The 17,728-nt window shown below is 73.8% G+C and carries 13 protein-coding genes; 3 read left to right on the top strand and 10 right to left on the bottom strand.

The window, feature by feature from the left end:
* The first annotated feature begins 2 nt into the window (after positions 1-2).
* On the top strand, positions 3-5,345 hold the full coding sequence (pulA, locus tag IO30_RS0131540) for a pullulanase-type alpha-1,6-glucosidase (RefSeq protein ID WP_107066945.1): 5,343 nt from the start codon (positions 3-5) through the stop codon (positions 5,343-5,345).
* An 85-nt stretch (positions 5,346-5,430) separates the two neighbouring features.
* On the opposite strand, the gene IO30_RS42320 is transcribed toward pulA, so the two are convergent.
* The 8 genes from IO30_RS42320 to IO30_RS0131500 all read right to left on the bottom strand — a co-directional run bounded on the left by IO30_RS42320 (position 5,431) and on the right by IO30_RS0131500 (position 13,020).
* On the bottom strand, positions 5,431-6,045 hold the full coding sequence (locus IO30_RS42320; protein ID WP_051902682.1) for a hypothetical protein: 615 nt from the start codon (positions 6,043-6,045) through the stop codon (positions 5,431-5,433).
* A gap of 155 nt (positions 6,046-6,200) precedes the next feature.
* Positions 6,201-6,725 (bottom strand): GNAT family N-acetyltransferase, encoded by a 525-nt coding sequence (locus IO30_RS0131530; protein ID WP_031148665.1) that lies wholly within the window; start codon positions 6,723-6,725, stop codon positions 6,201-6,203.
* 25 nt (positions 6,726-6,750) lie between these two features.
* Positions 6,751-7,461 carry a TetR/AcrR family transcriptional regulator gene (locus IO30_RS0131525; protein ID WP_031148663.1) on the bottom strand — a complete coding sequence of 237 codons (711 nt, stop codon included), beginning with the start codon at positions 7,459-7,461 and terminating at the stop codon, positions 6,751-6,753.
* A gap of 75 nt (positions 7,462-7,536) precedes the next feature.
* Positions 7,537-8,580, bottom strand: coding sequence for a PDR/VanB family oxidoreductase (locus IO30_RS0131520; RefSeq protein WP_031148661.1), 1,044 nt, complete (start codon positions 8,578-8,580; stop codon positions 7,537-7,539).
* Positions 8,577-9,470: a metal-dependent hydrolase gene (locus tag IO30_RS0131515; RefSeq protein ID WP_031148659.1), complete on the bottom strand. Its 894-nt coding sequence runs from the start codon at positions 9,468-9,470 to the stop codon at positions 8,577-8,579. The genes IO30_RS0131520 and IO30_RS0131515 overlap by 4 nt, the downstream gene beginning before the upstream one ends.
* A gap of 109 nt (positions 9,471-9,579) precedes the next feature.
* Positions 9,580-11,514, bottom strand: coding sequence for a hypothetical protein (locus IO30_RS0131510; protein ID WP_031148657.1), 1,935 nt, complete (start codon positions 11,512-11,514; stop codon positions 9,580-9,582).
* Positions 11,515-11,591: 77 nt separating this feature from the next.
* Positions 11,592-12,386, bottom strand: coding sequence for a tyrosine-protein phosphatase (locus IO30_RS0131505; protein WP_031148656.1), 795 nt, complete (start codon positions 12,384-12,386; stop codon positions 11,592-11,594).
* 34 nt (positions 12,387-12,420) lie between these two features.
* Positions 12,421-13,020, bottom strand: a complete 600-nt coding sequence (locus IO30_RS0131500) for a rhomboid-like protein (protein WP_202205133.1) — start codon at positions 13,018-13,020, stop codon at positions 12,421-12,423.
* Between the two features lie 86 nt (positions 13,021-13,106).
* Between IO30_RS0131500 and IO30_RS41265 the strand changes: the two genes are divergently transcribed.
* Together IO30_RS41265 and IO30_RS0131490 are read left to right on the top strand one after the other, a co-directional pair.
* Positions 13,107-13,868, top strand: coding sequence for a hypothetical protein (locus tag IO30_RS41265; protein ID WP_237403472.1), 762 nt, complete (start codon positions 13,107-13,109; stop codon positions 13,866-13,868).
* A gap of 58 nt (positions 13,869-13,926) precedes the next feature.
* On the top strand, positions 13,927-15,426 hold the full coding sequence (locus IO30_RS0131490; RefSeq protein ID WP_031148650.1) for a PepSY-associated TM helix domain-containing protein: 1,500 nt from the start codon (positions 13,927-13,929) through the stop codon (positions 15,424-15,426).
* Between the two features lie 36 nt (positions 15,427-15,462).
* Here the strand turns inward: IO30_RS0131490 and IO30_RS0131485 are convergent, their stop codons facing one another.
* Together IO30_RS0131485 and glnII are read right to left on the bottom strand one after the other, a co-directional pair.
* Positions 15,463-16,059, bottom strand: a complete 597-nt coding sequence (locus IO30_RS0131485) for a winged helix-turn-helix domain-containing protein (protein ID WP_031148648.1) — start codon at positions 16,057-16,059, stop codon at positions 15,463-15,465.
* A gap of 446 nt (positions 16,060-16,505) precedes the next feature.
* Complete coding sequence (glnII, locus tag IO30_RS0131480) at positions 16,506-17,525, bottom strand: glutamine synthetase (protein ID WP_031148646.1); 1,020 nt, start codon at positions 17,523-17,525, stop codon at positions 16,506-16,508.
* Positions 17,526-17,728: the final 203 nt, after the last annotated feature.

Genomic DNA, 17,728 nt, shown 5'->3' with positions numbered 1-17,728 from the left:
CCTTGATACGCCCCGCCGCAGGAGTCCTCGCCGCCGCACTGGCCGTGACCCTCCTGCCCTCCCTCCCCGCGGCAGCCGCCGCCCGGCCACCGGCCCCGCCCTCGGACGCCAAGCTGGCAGCGGAACCGGCCCGGCACGACCTGACCCGCGAGCAGTTCTACTTCGTGCTCCCGGACCGGTTCGCGAACGGCGACCCGCGCAACGACCGCGGCGGTCTCACCGGCAGCCGCCTGCAGACCGGCCTGGACCCGACGGACAAGGGCTTCTACCAGGGCGGTGACCTCAAGGGACTGACCGACCGGCTCGACTACATCAAGGGCCTGGGGACCACGGCGATCTGGATGGCGCCGATCTTCAAGAACCAGCCGGTGCAGGGCAAGGGCGACGACGTCTCGGCGGGCTACCACGGCTACTGGATCACCGACTTCACCCAGGTCGACCCGCACTTCGGCACCAACGCCGACCTGGAGAGGCTGATCGACAAGGCGCACGGGAAGGGGATGAAGGTCTTCTTCGACGTCATCACCAACCACACCGCCGACGTCGTCGACTACCGGGAGGGCTCCTACAACTACCTCTCCAAGGGGGCCTTCCCCTACCTGACGAAGGACGGGGTGCCCTTCGACGACGCCGACTACGCGGCGGGCAAGGGCGCGTTCCCGAAGACCGACGGCGAGTCCTTCCCGCGCACGCCGTTCGTGCCCGAGGAGAAGAAGAAGCTCAAGACCCCGGCCTGGCTCAACGACCCGTCGATGTACCACAACCGGGGCGACTCCACCTTCGCCGGGGAGTCCTCCGAGCAGGGCGACTTCTTCGGCCTCGACGACCTGTGGACCGAGCGTCCCGAGGTCGTCAGCGGGATGGAGAAGATCTACGAGAAGTGGGTCAAGGACTTCCGGATCGACGGCTTCCGTATCGACACGGTCAAGCACGTCAACACCGAGTTCTGGACCCAGTGGGCGACCGCCCTCGACGCCTACGCCGCCGAGCGGGGCCGCGACGACTTCTTCATGTTCGGCGAGGTGTACTCCGCCGACACCGCCGTCACCTCCCCGTACGTGACCCGCGGCCGCCTCGACGCCACCCTCGACTTCCCGTTCCAGGACGCGGTGCGCGCGTACGCCTCCCAGGGCGCGGCCGCCGGCCGGCTGGCCTCCGTACTGGCCGACGACTACCGGTACACCACCGACAAGGCCAACGCCTACGAGCAGGTCACCTTCCTCGGCAACCACGACATGGGCCGCTTCGGCACCTTCCTGAAGCAGGACCGGCCGGGCGCGGGGGAGCAGGAGCTGCTGGACCGCTACCGGCTCGCCAACGAGCTGATGTTCCTCACCCGGGGCAATCCGGTGATCTACTCCGGCGACGAGCAGGGCTTCACCGGCGCGGGCGGCGACAAGGACTCCCGCCAGCCGCTGTTCGCCTCCCGGGCCGCCGACTACCTCGACGACGACCAGCTCGGCACGGAGCGCACCCATGCGAGCGACGCCTACGATCCGCAGCACCCGCTCTACCGGCAGATCAGCGCCCTCTCGAAGCTGACCCGGGAGCACCCGGCCCTGCGCGACGGCATCCAGAGCGAGCGCCTCGCCGACGGCTCCGTCTACGCCTTCGCCCGGACCGACCCCCGCAGCCGCACCGAGTACCTGGTCGCCACCAACAACGCCGCCGAACCCCGCACGGTCGAGATCGACGCCCCGGCCGGTACGCAGTACCGCACCCTGTACGGCGGCTTCGCACTGCCGCGCGCCTCCGCGGCGGGCAAGCTCCGGGTCAACGTGCCCGCCTTCGGCTCGCTGGTCCTCCAGGCCGGCGCCCCCCTCGCCGCACCCGCCACCAAGCCCGGCGTGACCCTCAAGGCCCCGGCCCCCGGCGCCACCGGCACCGTGGAGCTCACCGCCGAGGTCACCGGCGGCGGCCTGAACCGGGTCGTGTTCGCCGCGCAGAGCGGCAACGGCAAGTGGCAGGTCCTCGGCTCCGCCGACCACGCCCCGTACAAGGTCACCCAGCACGTCACCGCCCCCGCGGGCACCGCTCTGCGCTACAAGGCCGTGGCCGTGGACTCCGCGGGCCGCACCGCGAGCGCCCTCGCCGAGTCCCTGGCCGGCCAGGCCCCGCCGAAGGAGACCCCGACCGCCACCCAGCGCGACTACGCGGTCGTCCACTACACCCGGCCCGACGGCGACTACACGGACTGGCGGCTCTACGCCTGGGGCGACATCGCCGAGGGCGAGGCCACGCCCTGGCCCGAGGGACACGGCTTCACCGGCCGTGACGCCTACGGAGCCTTCGCGTACGTCAAGCTCAAGCCCGGCGCCTCCTCCGTCAGTTACCTCGTCATCGACAAGAACGGCACCAAGGACGTAGCCGCCGACCGCACCCTCGACGTGACGAAGAGCGGCGAGGTCTGGCTGGAGCAGGGCAAGGAGCCCGTCCGCACCGAACGCCCCGCCCAGCCCCCGCAGGACACCACGAAGGCCGTCCTGCACCACAAGCGCCCCGACGGCGCCTACGAGGGCTGGGGCCTGCACGTCTGGACCGGCGCCGCGAACCCGACCGACTGGTCCAAGCCGCTGCTCCCCGTCCGCACCGACTCCTACGGCGCCGTGTACGAGGTCCCGCTCGCCGCCGGGGCCACCTCGCTCAGCTACATCCTGCACAAGGGCGACGAGAAGGACCTGCCCACCGACCAGTCCCTCGACCTCAAGGCCACCGGTCACGAGGTCTGGATGCTGAGCGGCCGCCAGGACTACCTCCTGCCGCAGCCCGCGGGCTCCGCCGCCGCCCTGGACCTCACGACCTCCAAGGCCGTGTGGATCGACCGCGACACCCTGGTCTGGGACGCCCCCGCCGCTGCTGCCTCCGTCCAGCTCCTCGCCTCCCGCGACGGCAGGATCACCGCCGACAAGGGGGCCCTGCACGAGGGCGGGGCCCAGTGGCTCCGCCTGAACCGCTCCGAACTCACCGCCGCCCAGAAGCAGAAGTTCCCGCACCTGGCCGCCTCCGCCGCATTCGCCGTCGACCCGCGCGACCGCGACCGGGTGCGGGAGGCCCTGCGCGGGCAGCTCGTCGCCACCGCCCGCACCGCGTCGGGCGCCGCCCTCGCCGCCACCGGCGTCCAGCTCGCCGGGGTCCTCGACGACCTGTACGCGACGGCCGCCCCGCTCGGACCCGTCTTCAAGGACGGCCGCCCCACCCTCTCCGTCTGGGCCCCGACCGCCCAGCAGGTCGCCCTCGAACTCGACGGCCGCACCGTCGCCATGCGCCGCGACGACGCCACCGGCGTCTGGTCGGTGCGCGGCGAACGGAACTGGACCGGCAAGCCCTACCGCTACGCCGTCACCGTCTGGGCCCCCAGCACCCGCCAGGTGGTCCGCAACCTGGTCACCGACCCGTACTCCACGGCACTGACCGCGGATTCCACCCACAGCCTCGCCGTGGACCTGACCGACCCCAAGCTCGCCCCGCCCGGCTGGCGGGACCTGCGCAAGCCCGCCCCCGTCCCCTTCACCTCCGCGCAGATCCAGGAACTGCACGTCCGTGACTTCTCCGTCGCGGACCGCACCAGCGGCCACCCGGGCCAGTACCTGGCCTTCACCGACACCGGCTCCGCGGGCATGCGGCACCTGCGCGACCTGGCCGCGGCCGGCACCTCGTACGTGCACCTGCTGCCCGTCTTCGACATCGGCACGATCCCCGAGAAGCCCGCAGACCGCACCGAACCCGCCTGCGACCTCAAGGTCTACGCCCCCGACTCCGAGGAGCAGCAGGCCTGCGTGGCCGCAGCCGCGGCCAAGGACGCCTACAACTGGGGTTACGACCCGCTGCACTACACCGTCCCCGAGGGCAGCTACGCCAGCGACCCGAACGGCACCGCCCGCACGGTCGAGTTCCGCAAGATGGTCCAGTCCCTCAACGGCGCCGGGCTGCGCACGGTCATGGACGTGGTCTACAACCACACCGTCGCCGCCGGGCAGTCGGACAAGTCCGTCCTGGACCGCATCGTCCCCGGCTACTACCAGCGGCTCCTCGCCGACGGCTCCGTGGCCACCTCCACCTGCTGCTCCAACACCGCACCCGAGAACGCGATGATGGGCCGCCTCGTCGTGGACTCCGTCGTCACCTGGGCCAAGGAGTACAAGGTCGACGGCTTCCGCTTCGACCTCATGGGCCACCACCCGAAGGCCAACATCCTCGCCGTGCGCAGCGCCCTGGACGGCCTGACCGTCGCGAAGGACGGGGTGGACGGCAAGAAGATCGTCCTCTACGGGGAGGGCTGGAACTTCGGGGAGATCGCCGACGACGCCCGCTTCGTGCAGGCCACGCAGAAGAACATGGCCGGCACCGGCATCGCCACCTTCTCCGACCGGGCCCGCGACGCGGTCCGCGGCGGCGGCCCCTTCGACGAGGACCCGCGCGTCCAGGGCTTCGCCTCGGGCCTGTTCACCGAGCCGAACGGCTCCCCGGCGAACGGCACCCCCGCCGAGCAGAAGGCCCGGCTGCTGCACGCCCAGGACCTGATCAAGGTCGGCCTGACCGGGAACCTCGCCCCGTACACCTTCACCGACACCACCGGCCGTCGCACCAAGGGCTCCGAGGTGGACTACAACGGAGCCCCGGCGGGCTACGCGGCGGCGCCCGGCGACGCCCTCGCCTACGCGGACGCCCACGACAACGAGTCCCTGTACGACGCCCTGGCCTACAAGCTGCCCCCGGCCACCTCCACCGCCGACCGGGCCCGCATGCAGGTACTGGCCATGGCCACGGCCGCGCTCTCCCAGGGCCCGGCCCTCTCCCAGGCGGGCACCGACCTGCTCCGCTCGAAGTCCCTGGACCGCAACTCCTACGACAGCGGGGACTGGTTCAACGCGATCCAGTGGGACTGCCGGGGCGGCAACGGCTTCGGCCGCGGGCTGCCCCCGGCCGCCGACAACCGCCCGAAGTGGCCCTACGCCAAGCCCCTGCTCACCGGTCCGGCCCCGGGCTGCGCCGAGATCGGCGCCACCTCGGGCGCCTACCGGGACCTGCTGAGGATCCGTACGGCGGAGCCCGCCTTCGCCCTCACCACCGCGCAGGCCGTCCAGGACCGGCTGGCCTTCCCCCTCTCGGGCAAGGAGGAGACGCCCGGGGTGATCACGATGACCCTCGGCGACCTGGTCGTGGTCTTCAACGCCACGCCCACCGCGCAGGCCCAGCGGCTGCCCGCCCTCGCGGGCACCGGGTACGCCCTGCACCCGGTGCAGGCCGCGGGCTCCGACCCGGCGGTCAAGGGGTCGGCGTACGCGGCGGCGACGGGTGAGTTCACCACCCCGGGCCGCACGGTGGCGGTGTTCAAGCGCTCCTGAGCCCAGGACGGACGACGGGGCGGTGCCGGCCGCGGACCGGCACCGCCCCGTCGTCGTGTGTCACCTCAGGTCCTGGTGGACCCGGTCAGACCCAGACGCGCAGCGCTTCCATCCGGCGGGACTGCCCGGTGGTCCCCACGTAGACCGGGTTCCCGCCGACCGCGTTCAGCCAGGCGTGGTCCTGTACGTGGGCCTGCGCCGCCACGCTGCCGGAGCCGGCCTGGAGGCCGAGCGCCTCCATCCGCCGGGACTGGCCCGTGGTGCCGACCCCCACGACGGTGCCGTCGCCGGCGCAGGCCCAGCCCTGCCAGCCCACGTCGGCCAGGTGGGCGTTGGCGCAGATGCCCCCGACGCCGCCGGTGGAGATCAGCACGGCCTCGATGCGGCGGCCCTGCCCGGTGGTCCCGGCCACCTCGCCGTTGCACACCGTCGGCTGCCATCCGACGTCCTGGACGTGGGCCGCGTAACAGACGGCGCGGGCGCCCGGGGCCAGCGAGGCCCGGGCGGTGGCCGCCTTCAGTTCCCCGACCACGGCGGCGGGCGCCTGGACGGCCGAACCGGCGGCGACCGACGCCGCGTTCGCGGGCGCCGGGGCGGGCGCCGGCTGCTGCTGGGCCCCGGCCGCCCCCGCGGCCCCCAGCACGCACGCCAGCGCCGTGCCTAAGACGGCTGCCGCGGTGCTGCTCCTCGAAATCTTCACGGTGTTCCCCTCCTGGTACCGACTGGTCGCGCCCATCAGTACCGTCGCGGCCGCGGGGCGGGCAACCGGTTGCCCGCCCCGCGGCCGAGAGCGCACCGGGTCTGGCGGACGCCGGGTGGTTGCGTCCGGCCGCCCGTTGTGCGGGGCGGGCTCCGTCAGGCGGCGAGCCGCCGCTCCAGCAGGATCACCCCGTACACCCGCCCGTCCTTGCCCTCCTTGGACGGGAACTCGCCGACCACCCGGTAGCCCGCGGACCGGTAGTACGCGAGCAGCCGCGGGTTCGTGGAGACGCAGTCCAGGCGCGCCAGCTCCCGCCCCGTCCGGGCGATCCGCCGCTCGGCGTGCTCCAGCATCCGGCGTCCGGCCCCCGGGGGCGCGGCGTCGCGCTCCACCATCAGACGGTGCACGTAGCCCGCGACGGGCGGCTGGACGCCCCAGGCCTCCTCGTCGGACCACCACAGCTCGTACCCGCCCACGATCCGCCCGTCGGCGTCCTCGGCGAGCCACACCTCGCCCTCGCGCATCTTGGCGCGGAAGTGCGCGGCGTCCTTGTCACCGGGCTTCCACTGGTCGATCCCGTTCTTGCGCATCCACCGGGCGGCCCGGTCGTACAGGGCCACCAGGACGCCGGCGTCCTTCTCCTCGGCCGGCCGGAACAAGATCCCGTCGTCAATGATCACGCGGGCATTATCGCCGTGCGCATGATCACCGCGGGCCGGGGACCCCGGTCGGTACGAGCGCGACGAGCCTGCCGACCAGCTCCCCGAAGGGCCCGTCGGCCGGTTCCCCGGCCAGGATCTGCACCAGGATCGCCGCCATCTCCGCGTCGTACGCGGCGCTCACGGCGGCCAGCGCGGCGAAGTCGTGCACCAGCTGGAGCTCCAGCTCGGCCCGCGGGATGCGCCGCCCGTCCAGCCAGATCAGGGCGGTGGACTCGGCGAGGGACACCCAGGAACGCACCACGAGCTCCAGCCGCGCGGGCGGGTGCTCGACGCCGATGTGCTCGATGATCTGCTCGTACGCCGCCTGCCGGACCTCGTCGATCATGGCGTTGGCCCGGCTGCTGCCGGCCGCCGGACCTCCGCGCATCAGGGCCGAGAAGCCGGGTCCGTGATCGTCGACGAAGGCGAAGAACCGCCCCATGACCCGCAGCAGCCGCGCCCCGAGCGGCCCCTCATGGGGCTCCACGAACCGCAGCGCCAGCTCGTCGGCGGCCCGCCGCAGCGCGGCCTCGTACAGGCTCAGTTTGCCCGGGAAGTAGTGGTAGACGAGCGGCCGGGAAATCCCTGCCGCCGCCGCTATCTCGTCGATCGACACGTCGTCGGGGGACCGGTGGCTGAACAGCTCCAGGGCCACCCCGATCAGCTGCTGCCGCCGCTCCTCGACACCCATCCTGCGTCGCACCCCGGTTGTCATGCGGACACCCTACTTCGCCCCTCCCCGCCCCCGGCCAGGCCCGCAGCGACCTGAGAGGGCGTCAGCCCCGGCCCGTCACAGGTCCAGGACGAGGCGGGCGGACTTCGCGCGGGAGACGCACAGGAGCATCGAGTCCTCGCGCTCCTGGTCGGTGAGCAGTTCGTCGTGGTGCTCGACCTCGCCCGACAGGACGCGGTGCTGGCAGGTGCCGCAGAATCCCTGCTCGCAGGAGTAGGGGGTGTTGGGCAGGACCCGGCGGACCGCGGTGAGGGCGGACTCGTCCGCGGCGACCTCGACGGCGGTGCCCGAGCGGTGCAGTTCGACGGTGAAGGGCGCGGCCGGGCCGGGCGCCGCCGGGGCGAAGCGCTCCAGGCGGACCGCCGAGGGGTCCGGGGCGGCCGCGGTGACCGCCCGCATGAGCGGGTCCGGGCCGCAGCAGTAGACCAGGGTGCCGGGCCGGGCCGAGGCGACCGGGGCCAGGTCGGGCAGGCCCGTCTCGTCCTCGGGGAACACCCGCACCCGTTCGCCGTGGACGGCCAGTTCGGGCAGGAACGGCATGCTCGCCCGGCTGCGGCCCCCGTACAGCAGGGTCCAGTCGGCCCCGGCGGCCGTGGCGGCCCGCAGCATCGGCAGCAGCGGCGTGATGCCGATGCCGCCCGCGACGAAGACGTACGAGGGCGCCGGGAGGAGCTCGAAGCGGTTGCGCGGGGGCCGCAGTTCCAGTTCGGCGCCCTCCACCAGCTGCTCGTGCGCCTCGCGGGAGCCGCCCCGCCCGTCCTCGACCAGCCGGACCGCGACCGTGTACGTGTCCGCGTCCGCCGGGTCCCCGCACAGCGAGTACTGGCGGACCAGCCCCGACGGCAGGATGACGTCCACGTGCGCGCCCGGGGTCCAGGCCGGGAGTCCGGGCGCGTGCAGGGCGAGCCGCAGCACGCCCTCGGCGGGTTCGGTGCGGGAGGTGATCAGCGCCCGCAGCGGCCGGCGCGGGGAGTGGCCCGAGACGGGGGTCTCCAGGGCCGGCAGCGGCCACAGGGGCGAACGGGCGATGCGGCGGCGCAGGGCGCGCTTCGTCACCCAGGCCGCTCCGGCCACCGCCGTGACGGTCAGGGCGCGCCTCACGCGGCACCGCCGTTCGCCCCGGGGGAGGTGGCGAGGTAGGCCGCGGCCTGGGCGGTCGAGCCCTCCTGCGAGGGGTGGTACGTCCGCGAGAGGTACTTCGGGATGGACTTCAGCATCGCGCCCGTGGAGGGCAGCGTCCCCTGCTGGCCCGCCCGGAAGAACTGGCCGAAGGAGGCCTTGCCGTCCACCAGGTGCGGGTCGTTCTCCATGAAGAAGCGCACGCCCCGCTGCCACAGGAAGACCAGGGCGGAGAAGCCGGTCGCCCAGGTCCGGGCCCGGCGGCGGTAGTTGCCGTCCACGTGCATGAAGAGGTCGAAGGCCACCGACCGGTGCTCGACCTCCTCCGCCCCGTGCCAGCGCAGCAGGTCCAGCATCGTGGGGTCCGCGCCCCGCCGGTCCAGTTCGTCGGCGTTCAGCACCCAGTCGCCGAGGAACGCCGTGTAGTGCTCGATCGCCGCGATCATCGCGACGCGCTCCATCAGCCACCAGTGGCGGGCCCGGCCGGGCGGCAGGGTGCGGTCGCCGAGCAGCTTCTCGAAGAGCCAGTCCACCTGCGCGGTGTAGGGGGTCGGATCCAGGCCGAGGCGCTTGAGGTGCGGCAGGACGTCGTCGTGCGCGGCGGCGTGCATGGCCTCCTGGCCGATGAAGCCCACGACGTCCGCCCGCAGCCGCTCGTCCTCGATGAGGGGGAGCACCTGCTTGTAGACGTGCACGAACCACCGCTCCCCGGCGGGCAGCAGCAGGTGGAGCACGTTGATGGTGTGCGTGGCGAAGGGGTCGCCCGGCAGCCAGTGGAGCGGGGTGTCCTCCCAGCCGAAGGAGACGTTCCGCGGGGCGAGGTCTATGTGTTCCGACGCCACGGGGGCGGGCGCGAGCGGCGTATTAGACATGGCGTCAATGTACTGATGGGTAGAGGGGAGGAAAACCCCTCTGCGCCCACTTCCTCAGCCGCTGCCGCACGCCGCTCCCACGAGTCCTTCCCGCACCGGGGAGAGCCTCCTAGCGCAGTACGCCCGCCTTGGAGCCGTCAGTGAGTTTGCCCGACAGGTCGACCTGCGCGCCCTCCGGCGCCTTGACGGCCAGTCGATTCCCGTTCGCGGACCCGCTGACCCCGGCGCCCGACACCGACAGCGAGGCGAACTGTGCACTGCCCGCCGCCAGTACGTACCACTGGCCCGCCCGCGACTTCCACAGCACGCCCGCCAGCACCCGCGGCTCCCGGGGCCCGCACGCCGCGGACCCCTCCGACTTGGCCGCCTGCGCCGCCAGCGGGGCCCCCGGGGCCAGGAACTGCGCCTGCACCCGGTCGGCCTGGCCCTGCCAGGTCTCGGCCCGCGTGCACAGCCAGGCCGCCGTGCCGTCGCCCTCCGGCAGCGGCTGCTTCGCGTAGGTCCAGGCGTTGACCGTACGGACGCCGTGCGAGCGGACCGAGGGCAGCAGACAGGCGATCCTCGACCAGTCCCCGAGCTCCGCCGCCTCGGTCACGTCCCGCTCGGCCCCCGGCGCGCCCGCGGTCAGCCGGGCCGCGGTGAGCTCCCCGAGGTCGGTGACCAGGCGGGTGGCCCCGTCCCCGGTCAGGGCGACGGCGTTCCAGCTGGTGCAGCTGCCCGCCGGGGCGGGTCCGGCCAGCGGCGGGGTGACCCCGTCCGGGGTCAGCTTCAGCGCGGCCGCGGCCTCGCCGGGCTTGAGCAGGTCCCGCAGGGCCGCGCCGGTGACCCAGGGCGCGGTGAGGTAGCGGACGTTGCCGTCGGTGCGGCTGAGCACCAGCGCGGTCGCGGTGTCCGAGGAGGCCCCGTCGGTCCGGGCGAAGTCGAGGGCGGCCCCGGCGGTCCCGGCGCGCGGCTCGGCGTACCGCACCACGCGCAGCCCGTCGTACAGCAGGACCACCACGGCCTGGTCCACGGCGCCCGCGAACAGCAGCTGCGGCGGACCCATCGGCGGGCCCGGCGGGGTGCCGGGGGTGGCCGAGACGACCACGGAGGAACCGGGACGCGCCCACACGGCCAGGGCCCGGCGCAGCAGCTCCGCGTCGTCGGCACGGTCGCCGCGGGCGGGCCAGGCCGAGAAGTCCGTACGGGAGGACGTGCGCCAGAGCGCGGGCGCGGCCCGGACCAGCTTGCCCGGGTCCAGCGCCTGCTCGGCGGCGGCGTTGCGCGCATACGGCGGGGCGGCGGGCCCGTCCGACCCCCAGCCCCCGCCGGGCAGTGCGAGCAGCGCCCCGCACACCGCGAGGGCGGCCCCCGCGGCGATCCCGGCCCGCGTCAGGCGGCGCCGGCGCAGCAGGTCGGTGGGCCGGGCCTGGAGCACGCACGGGTCGAACTCGGGGGAGGCGAACAGGGAGTCGTGGGCCGGGTCCCCGGACCCGGCGACCGCGGCGGCGGGGTCCGCGACCCCGGCCTCGGTGAGCACCCGGAGCACCTCGGGCTCGGCCAGCCGCTCCAGGGCCCGCAGCACGCAGGCGGCCCGCCCGGGGCCGTCGAGGGTGGCCAGCCACTGGTCCAGGGCCAGCTCCTCGGCCCCGCCGGAGCGCGGGAACAGCCGCAGCCCCCACACCTGGGGGAGCACCGGCGGGAGCTGTGCGCGCCGGGGAAGGGCCCGGAAGGTCAGCGGGATGCCCGCCTCCAGGGCCGCGCGCAGCACGCGCAGCCGGACGTACGGGTACCCCGAGTCGTCCACGCCCCCGCGCTGGCCCGGCACCCCGCCCCGCACGGCCGCGGCCGTGTCGGACTCGCTGGCCCGGCGCCCGCGCGGCAGGGCTCGCTGGACGAGCGAATGGGCGGTGAGCACCCGCCGGTTGCGGCCGAGGGCGGGCGGCAGCACCAGGTAGGCGAGCCGCACCAGCCGCGCGTAGTGCTCGACGATGGCGGCCTCGGCCTGTTCGACGTCGGGAGACAGGGGGCGGGTGGCGGTATCCGGCGCAGTCACGTTCAGCAGAACGAGCGAATCGTCGGATGGTCACCCGCGCCCAGTGCACGCGTTCGGGCCGGAGCGGCCCGGGGGAGCGCCCGGGTTCAGGCCACCAGGCGGGCCCGCAGCGCCTCGACCGTTCCGTCGGGGACGCCGAGGCCCTCGCGCACGTACTTCTCCATGGAGCCGTAGCGCGTCTCGACCTCGGTCAGCGCGGCCTGCAGGTAGGACGGGAAGACACCGATCAGCGCGAGGGCTATGTCCGGGTCCCCGCCGGACGCCGTGAAGCCCTCGATCATCGGGGCGAAGGCCTGCCTGACCGCCGGATTGACGGACAGGTACTCGGCCATGACCGTCTCCTCGTCCGCGCCGAGCAGCGTCAGGACCACGGTCGCGCCCCAGCCCGTGCGGTCCTTGCCGGCCGTGCAGTGGAAGAGCAGCGGGCCGGCCTCGGGGTCGGCGAGTTCGGTGAGCAGGGTCCGGTACGCGGCCTGGGCGGAGCCCGAGGTCACGAAGGACCGGTAGACGTCGGCGAAGAGCGCCTGCGCCTTGCCGCCGCCCAGGTGCTCCTCGGCCACCGCCGGGTCGGCCAGCAGGTCCTTGAGCTGCGCGGCGGCGGGCATCCGGCCGGCGCTCACCTTGTCCGCCAGTACGTCCTCCACCAGCATGCGCACACCCTCCGGAGCCCGGTCGGGGTAGGCCGTGCGCTCGCCCTCGGTGCGGAAGTCGATGACCGTCCGCAGGCCCAGCGCGGCCACGGCCGGGTCGGCGTCGAGGTCGAGCCGGTCGAGCTGGCCCGAACGCAGGACCAGGCCGGGGCGCACGGTGCGGCCGCCGGAGAGCGGGGTGCCGCCGAGGTCGCGGAGGTTGGCGACGGTGGTGGACGGGGTGGCGGTCATCGGGGCAGCTCCAGCATCGGACGAGTTACTCGTGTCATATGGTGATCGGTGTAATTTTCTGACGGTTTGCTCCGGAAAGACAATCGGCGGCCAGCGAGACCCCGATGCCGATCCCCAGCGCCGCCAGGTGCCCGGCGTCGGTGAAGGTGCGCTCGCGCCGCAGGACCGGGGCAGCGGCCAGCGCCAGCAGCCCGGCCCGGGCGGCCGTGCGGACCGCCCCGCGCGGCAGGGCCGAGGTCAGGGCGCCGAGCACCGCATTGAACCCGTAGGAGGTGCCCACGTCCAGGGCGCGCCGGACCCCCGGGTCGGGAGACCTGCGCAGGGCCCCGTAGACCAGGAGAGTGGCGGCGGTGTGCCCGAAGAGGAACACCGCGGCCGTCCACCAGGCGCCGTAGGCGTACTCGGCGTACCCGAGGACCGCGACCAGCAGCAGCGCGTAGGGCAGCGGCATGGGCTCCTCGACGACGCAGGCGCTGCTGAGGAGCGTCTCCCAGCGGCCGGCGGCTAGGTTGTCGACATTCGTCGAGCAGGCCCGCAGCACCTGCTCGCGCTCCGCCGCCCCGATCCGCTCCAGGGCGTACGCACCGAACTGCACGGCGCCCGCGTACAGCGCTCCCAGTGGCAATGGATTCACCCGTCCATGATCGGTTACGACCCTCCGTCGGGCGTCGGCGGGCCCCGTGGGAGCATGTTCCGGCCATGTCAGAGGATTCCGCGCCGATGCGCGTCATACGTGCCGCGATGTTCGCGGCGGTGTGCGTGACTTTGGGTGCGGTGGGGCATTCCTCCATGTCCGGTGCGGATATTCCCTTCCCGGGGCTCTTGGCGGCCTTCGGGGTGACCTGCGCCCTCGCCTGGCTCGGCGCCGGGCGGCGGCGGGGGCCCGCGGGGATCACCGCCGCGGTGCTCCTCGTCCAAGGGGTGCTGCACCTCGTCTTCTCGGGCAGCGGGGCGGCGCACGCCGGACACGCGCCCGCGGCCCTTCCGGCTTCCGCTTCCGCCCCGGACCCGGTGCACGGGCACCACCACATGACCGACGCGGACCCGACGGCGATGCCCGCCCCGCCCGGGACGGCCGGCATGCCGGGGATGGCGGACGTGCCCGCGATGGCGGACATGCCCGGGATGGCCGACCTGGCCGGCGCCGCGGGCCACGGGGGCGCCGGGATGATCGCCGCGCACGTGCTCGCCGGACTGTTCTGCGCCCTGTGGCTGGCCCGCGGCGAGGCCGCGGTCTTCCGGCTGACCGGGATCCTGGGCACCGCCGCGCTGCTCGCGGCCCGTCCGCTGACCCGCGCGCTGGCCCTGGTCCGGGCCCGGACCGCGGCGCCGCTGCCCCCCGCGCCCCGCGCGGGGCGGCCCGTACGCGTACGGCCGCGGCGGCTGCGCGGGGCCGTGCACGCGCACGCCGTCGTACGGCGGGGACCGCCCGGCCGGGGCCCGCACCGTGCCGCGGCCCCCGGCCGTCCCGCCTGCGCCTGAGCGCGAACGGCGGTGCCGGGGGTCGGTCTCCCCTGTCCCGCCGTTCCTGAGGACCACCATGTCTCTTGACGAGCTCACGCATGCCCACCCGCCGGAAGCGTCCGATCCGGATACCTCCGCCGAGTCCGCTCCCGCCCCCACCGCCCCGCCCGGCTCCACCCCGGATGCCCCCCGGCCGCGGCGCGGCGGCTGGTCCGCCCTGCGCCCGCTGTTCCTGCGGATGCACTTCTACGCGGGCCTGCTGATCGCCCCGCTGCTCTTCCTCGCCGCAGCCACCGGGCTGCTGTACGCGGGCTCCTGGCAGGCCGAGAAGATCGTCTACGCCGACGAGCTGACCGTCGCCCGGGTCGGTGCGGACGTCCGCCCGCTCAGCGCGCAGGTCGACGCGGCCCGGGCGGCCGCGCCCGCGGGCAAGGTCGTGTCCGTCGCCCCCGCCCCCGACGCCGAGGCCACCACCCGGGTCGTCATGGAGAGCCCCGGGCTCCCGGAGGGCGAGACCCTCACCGTGTTCGTCGATCCGTATACGGCCGAGGTGCGCGGGCAGCTCGCCACCGTCGGTGACGCCCTGCCGCTGCGGGCCTGGCTGAGCGAGTTCCACTCCAGCCTCCACCTCGGGGAGTCCGGCCGCCTCTACAGCGAACTCGCCGCGAGCTGGCTCTGGGTGGTCGCGCTGGGCGGCCTCGCCCTGTGGATCGGCCGTCGCCGCAAGCGGGCGGCCGAGCTGGTCCGCCCGGTCCGCGGGGCCGCCGGCCGGCGCCGCACCCTTTCCTGGCACGGGTCGGTCGGTCTCTGGGCCGCCGTCGGCCTCGTCCTCCTCTCCGTCACCGGCCTGACCTGGTCCACGTACGCCGGGGAGAACATCGGACAGCTCCAGGACCGCCTCGGCGGTGCCACGCCCGCCGTCTCCGCCGCCGTGGCCCCCGGCGCCCCCTCCGGCGGCGACGAGCACGCCGGCCACACCATGACCGAGGGCATGGAGATGCCCGCGCCCGCGCCCGTCGCCGACATAGGTCTCGACCGCGCGGTCGAGGCCGCCAGGGCCGCCGGGGTCACCGAGTCCCTCCAGGTGACCCTGCCGGCCAAGGGCAAGGGGTACGTGGTCAAGGAGAAGGACAAGCAGGTGCCGGTGCACCTCGACGCCGTCGCCGTCGACCCCGCGGACGGCCGGGTCATGGACGAACTGCGCTTCGCCGACTACCCGGTGCTCGCCAAGATGACGCGCTACGGCATCGACCTGCACATGGGCCTGACCTTCGGCCTCGGCAACCAGATCGTGCTGGCCGCACTCGCCCTCGCGGTGATGTTCCTCGTGTTCTGGGGCTACCGGATGTGGTGGCTGCGCCGTCCGACCAAGGACCGCGCGCTCTCGGCGGGCCGCGCGCAGCCGCGCGGGGCCTGGCGGAAGCTGCCGGTCACGACCCTGCTGCCGCTGGCCGCGGTGACCGCCGCCGTCGGCTGGTTCGTCCCGCTGCTGGGGATCAGCCTGGCCGTGTTCCTGGCGGCCGACGCCCTGTTCGGCTTCGTCGCCGCACGCCGCCGCCGCGGGGCCGCCGCCTAGGCCGGGCCGGCCCCGTACGTCGTGTCAGGGGGCCGGTCAGGGCGTGTACTTGTAGCCCACGCGGCGCACGGTCTGGATCGAACCGCGGTGGGCGGCGCCCAGCTTGCGGCGCAGGCGGGCGATGTGGACGTCCACCGTCCGGCCGTCGCCGACGTGGCCGTAGCCCCAGACGGTGGTCACCAGCTGGTCGCGGCTGTGCACCCGGTGCGGGTGCGCCACCAGGTGGGCCAGCAGCTCGAACTCCAGGTACGTCAGGTCGAGCACCTGCCCGTCGACCTCGGCCGTGCGCTGCGCCGGGTCGATGCGGACCGTGGCGTCGCCCACGACGGCGGGGGCGGCCGGGGTCTGCGCGGCCGGCGGTGCGGCAACGGCGTGCGGGGCGAAGGCGATCGGCGGCTGCTGGTCGGCCGGAACCAGGACCAGGTAGCCGACCATCGGCGGCCGGCCCGGGACCGCGGGCAGGGTGTGCTGGGGGGCGGGCAGCCAGGTCGCCCCGGGCGGCAGCAGGTCCACCACGCGGGCCACCTCGTCCCGGTCCACGGCGCGCAGCCGATGGCGGGCACTGGGCGGGAACGGCGGCAGGGGAACGGTCGCAGCGGAGGAAGCGGAGGTCAGGGTACGGGTGTTGGCCATGAGTGGTCAGCTCTTTCAGGCGGAGTGGACGGCAGGAGACGTACGGACGTCGTCGTACCGCGCAGACCGAAGGCCCCGGGAAGGTCTGGTGAGAGAAGTTCCGGAGGCTTTAGAGGGCCGGCGCGTTCTTCGCGCGGCAACACACCCGGTCGAAATCATGGTCCTGACGGGAAGGCCAGAACGGCTCGAGGTCGCTGCGACCGTTCGAGGTGTGCGAGTAGCTGGCCATGGCCTCATTCAAGCAGATGTCCGGGTCCCGGGGCAGACCCCGTCTCACCCAGTGGAGCGGAATCTCATATTCCGCGATCAGTTCTCGATTGCGCGCCGGACGAACCCTGCCAATAGGGGACATGGCGCAACGGGCGACGCCCGCCGTGCCACGGGGGCTCGGCGGGCGTCGGACGGGCGGGGTCCTGCGGTCGGCAGGTCCTCGGACCGCGTCTTCCTCAGATCAGGCCGTCCTTCTCCAGGCCGGTGCAGCAGGTGTCCGTGATGAGGCGGGTCACCACGTACGGGTCCACGTTCGCGTTCGGGCGGCGGTCCTCGATGTAGCCCTTGCCGTCCTTCTCCACCTGCCACGGGATGCGGACGGAGGCGCCGCGGTCCGAGACGCCGTAGCTGAACTCGTTCCACGGGGCCGTCTCGTGCAGGCCCGTCAGGCGCTCGTCGATGCCGGCGCCGTAGTTCTTGACGTGGTCCAGCGGCTTGCTGCCCTCGCCGAGGGCCTCGCACGCGGAGACGATCGCGCGGTAGTCCTCGCGCATCGCCTTGGTGGAGAAGTTGGTGTGCGCGCCCGCGCCGTTCCAGTCGCCCTTCACCGGCTTCGGGTTGAGCGTCGCGGAGACGTTGAAGTCCTCGGCGGTGCGGTAGAGCAGCCAGCGGGCGATCCACAGCTGGTCGGAGACCTCCAGCGGGCCGACGGGGCCGACCTGGAACTCCCACTGGCCGGGCATGACCTCGGCGTTGATGCCGGAGATGCTCAGGCCCGCCGCGAGGCAGTGGTCCAGGTGCTTCTCGACGATGTCGCGGCCGAAGATCTCGTCCGAGCCGACGCCGCAGTAGTATCCGCCCTGCGCGGCCGGGAAGCCGTTGACCGGGAAGCCGAGCGGACGGGTGCCGTCGAAGAAGGTGTACTCCTGCTCGATGCCGAAGATCGGCTCCTGGCCCGCGAACTTCTCGGCGACCGGACGCAGCAGCGCGCGGGTGTTGGAGGCGTGCGGGGTCATGTCGATGTTCAGGACCTCGCACAGCACGAGGAGGTTGTCCCCGCCGCGGATCGGGTCCGGGCAGGAGAAGACCGGCTGGAGCACCCGGTCGGAGGCGTGGCCCTCGGCCTGGTTGGTGCTCGATCCGTCGAAGCCCCAGATCGGCAGCGCCTCGCCGTCGGCCAGGATCTTCGTCTTCGAGCGAAGCTTCGCCGTCGGCTCGGTGCCGTCGATCCAGATGTACTCAGCCTTGTAGCTCACGGGCCCCATCCTCAGACTCTGCGGGTGCTGCTGGTCGCTGCTTCATCGCTGCGGTGATGACCGCAGCGTGCCCGGCCGCGATTTCCCGGCCGTTGCCCGTGTGTGAACCCCGTGTTACCGAGGTTTGCACCGCAGGTCGGCCGCCTTGTGCGGGTTGGTGGGGGAGCACCCTTGCGGGTGGGGCAGACTGGGTGCGTGAGCAT

The sequence above is a fragment of the Streptomyces xanthophaeus genome, assembly GCF_000725805.1.
In the GTDB taxonomy this organism is placed as follows: Bacteria; Actinomycetota; Actinomycetes; order Streptomycetales; family Streptomycetaceae; genus Streptomyces; species Streptomyces xanthophaeus.
Note: the sequence above shows the minus strand (reverse complement) of the source record. Positions and strands in the feature narration are given on the sequence as shown.

Excerpts from the sequence above, each read along its gene's own strand:
- IO30_RS0131525 (WP_031148663.1), bottom strand. The coding sequence starts at position 7,461 with ATGACAACCGGGGTGCGACGCAGGATGGGTGTCGAGGAGCGGCGGCAG.
- IO30_RS0131515 (WP_031148659.1), bottom strand. The coding sequence starts at position 9,470 with ATGTCTAATACGCCGCTCGCGCCCGCCCCCGTGGCGTCGGAACACATA.
- IO30_RS0131505 (WP_031148656.1), bottom strand. The coding sequence starts at position 12,386 with ATGACCGCCACCCCGTCCACCACCGTCGCCAACCTCCGCGACCTCGGC.
- IO30_RS41265 (WP_237403472.1), top strand. The coding sequence starts at position 13,107 with ATGCGCGTCATACGTGCCGCGATGTTCGCGGCGGTGTGCGTGACTTTG.
- IO30_RS0131490 (WP_031148650.1), top strand. The coding sequence starts at position 13,927 with ATGTCTCTTGACGAGCTCACGCATGCCCACCCGCCGGAAGCGTCCGAT.
- IO30_RS0131485 (WP_031148648.1), bottom strand. The coding sequence starts at position 16,059 with ATGGCCAACACCCGTACCCTGACCTCCGCTTCCTCCGCTGCGACCGTT.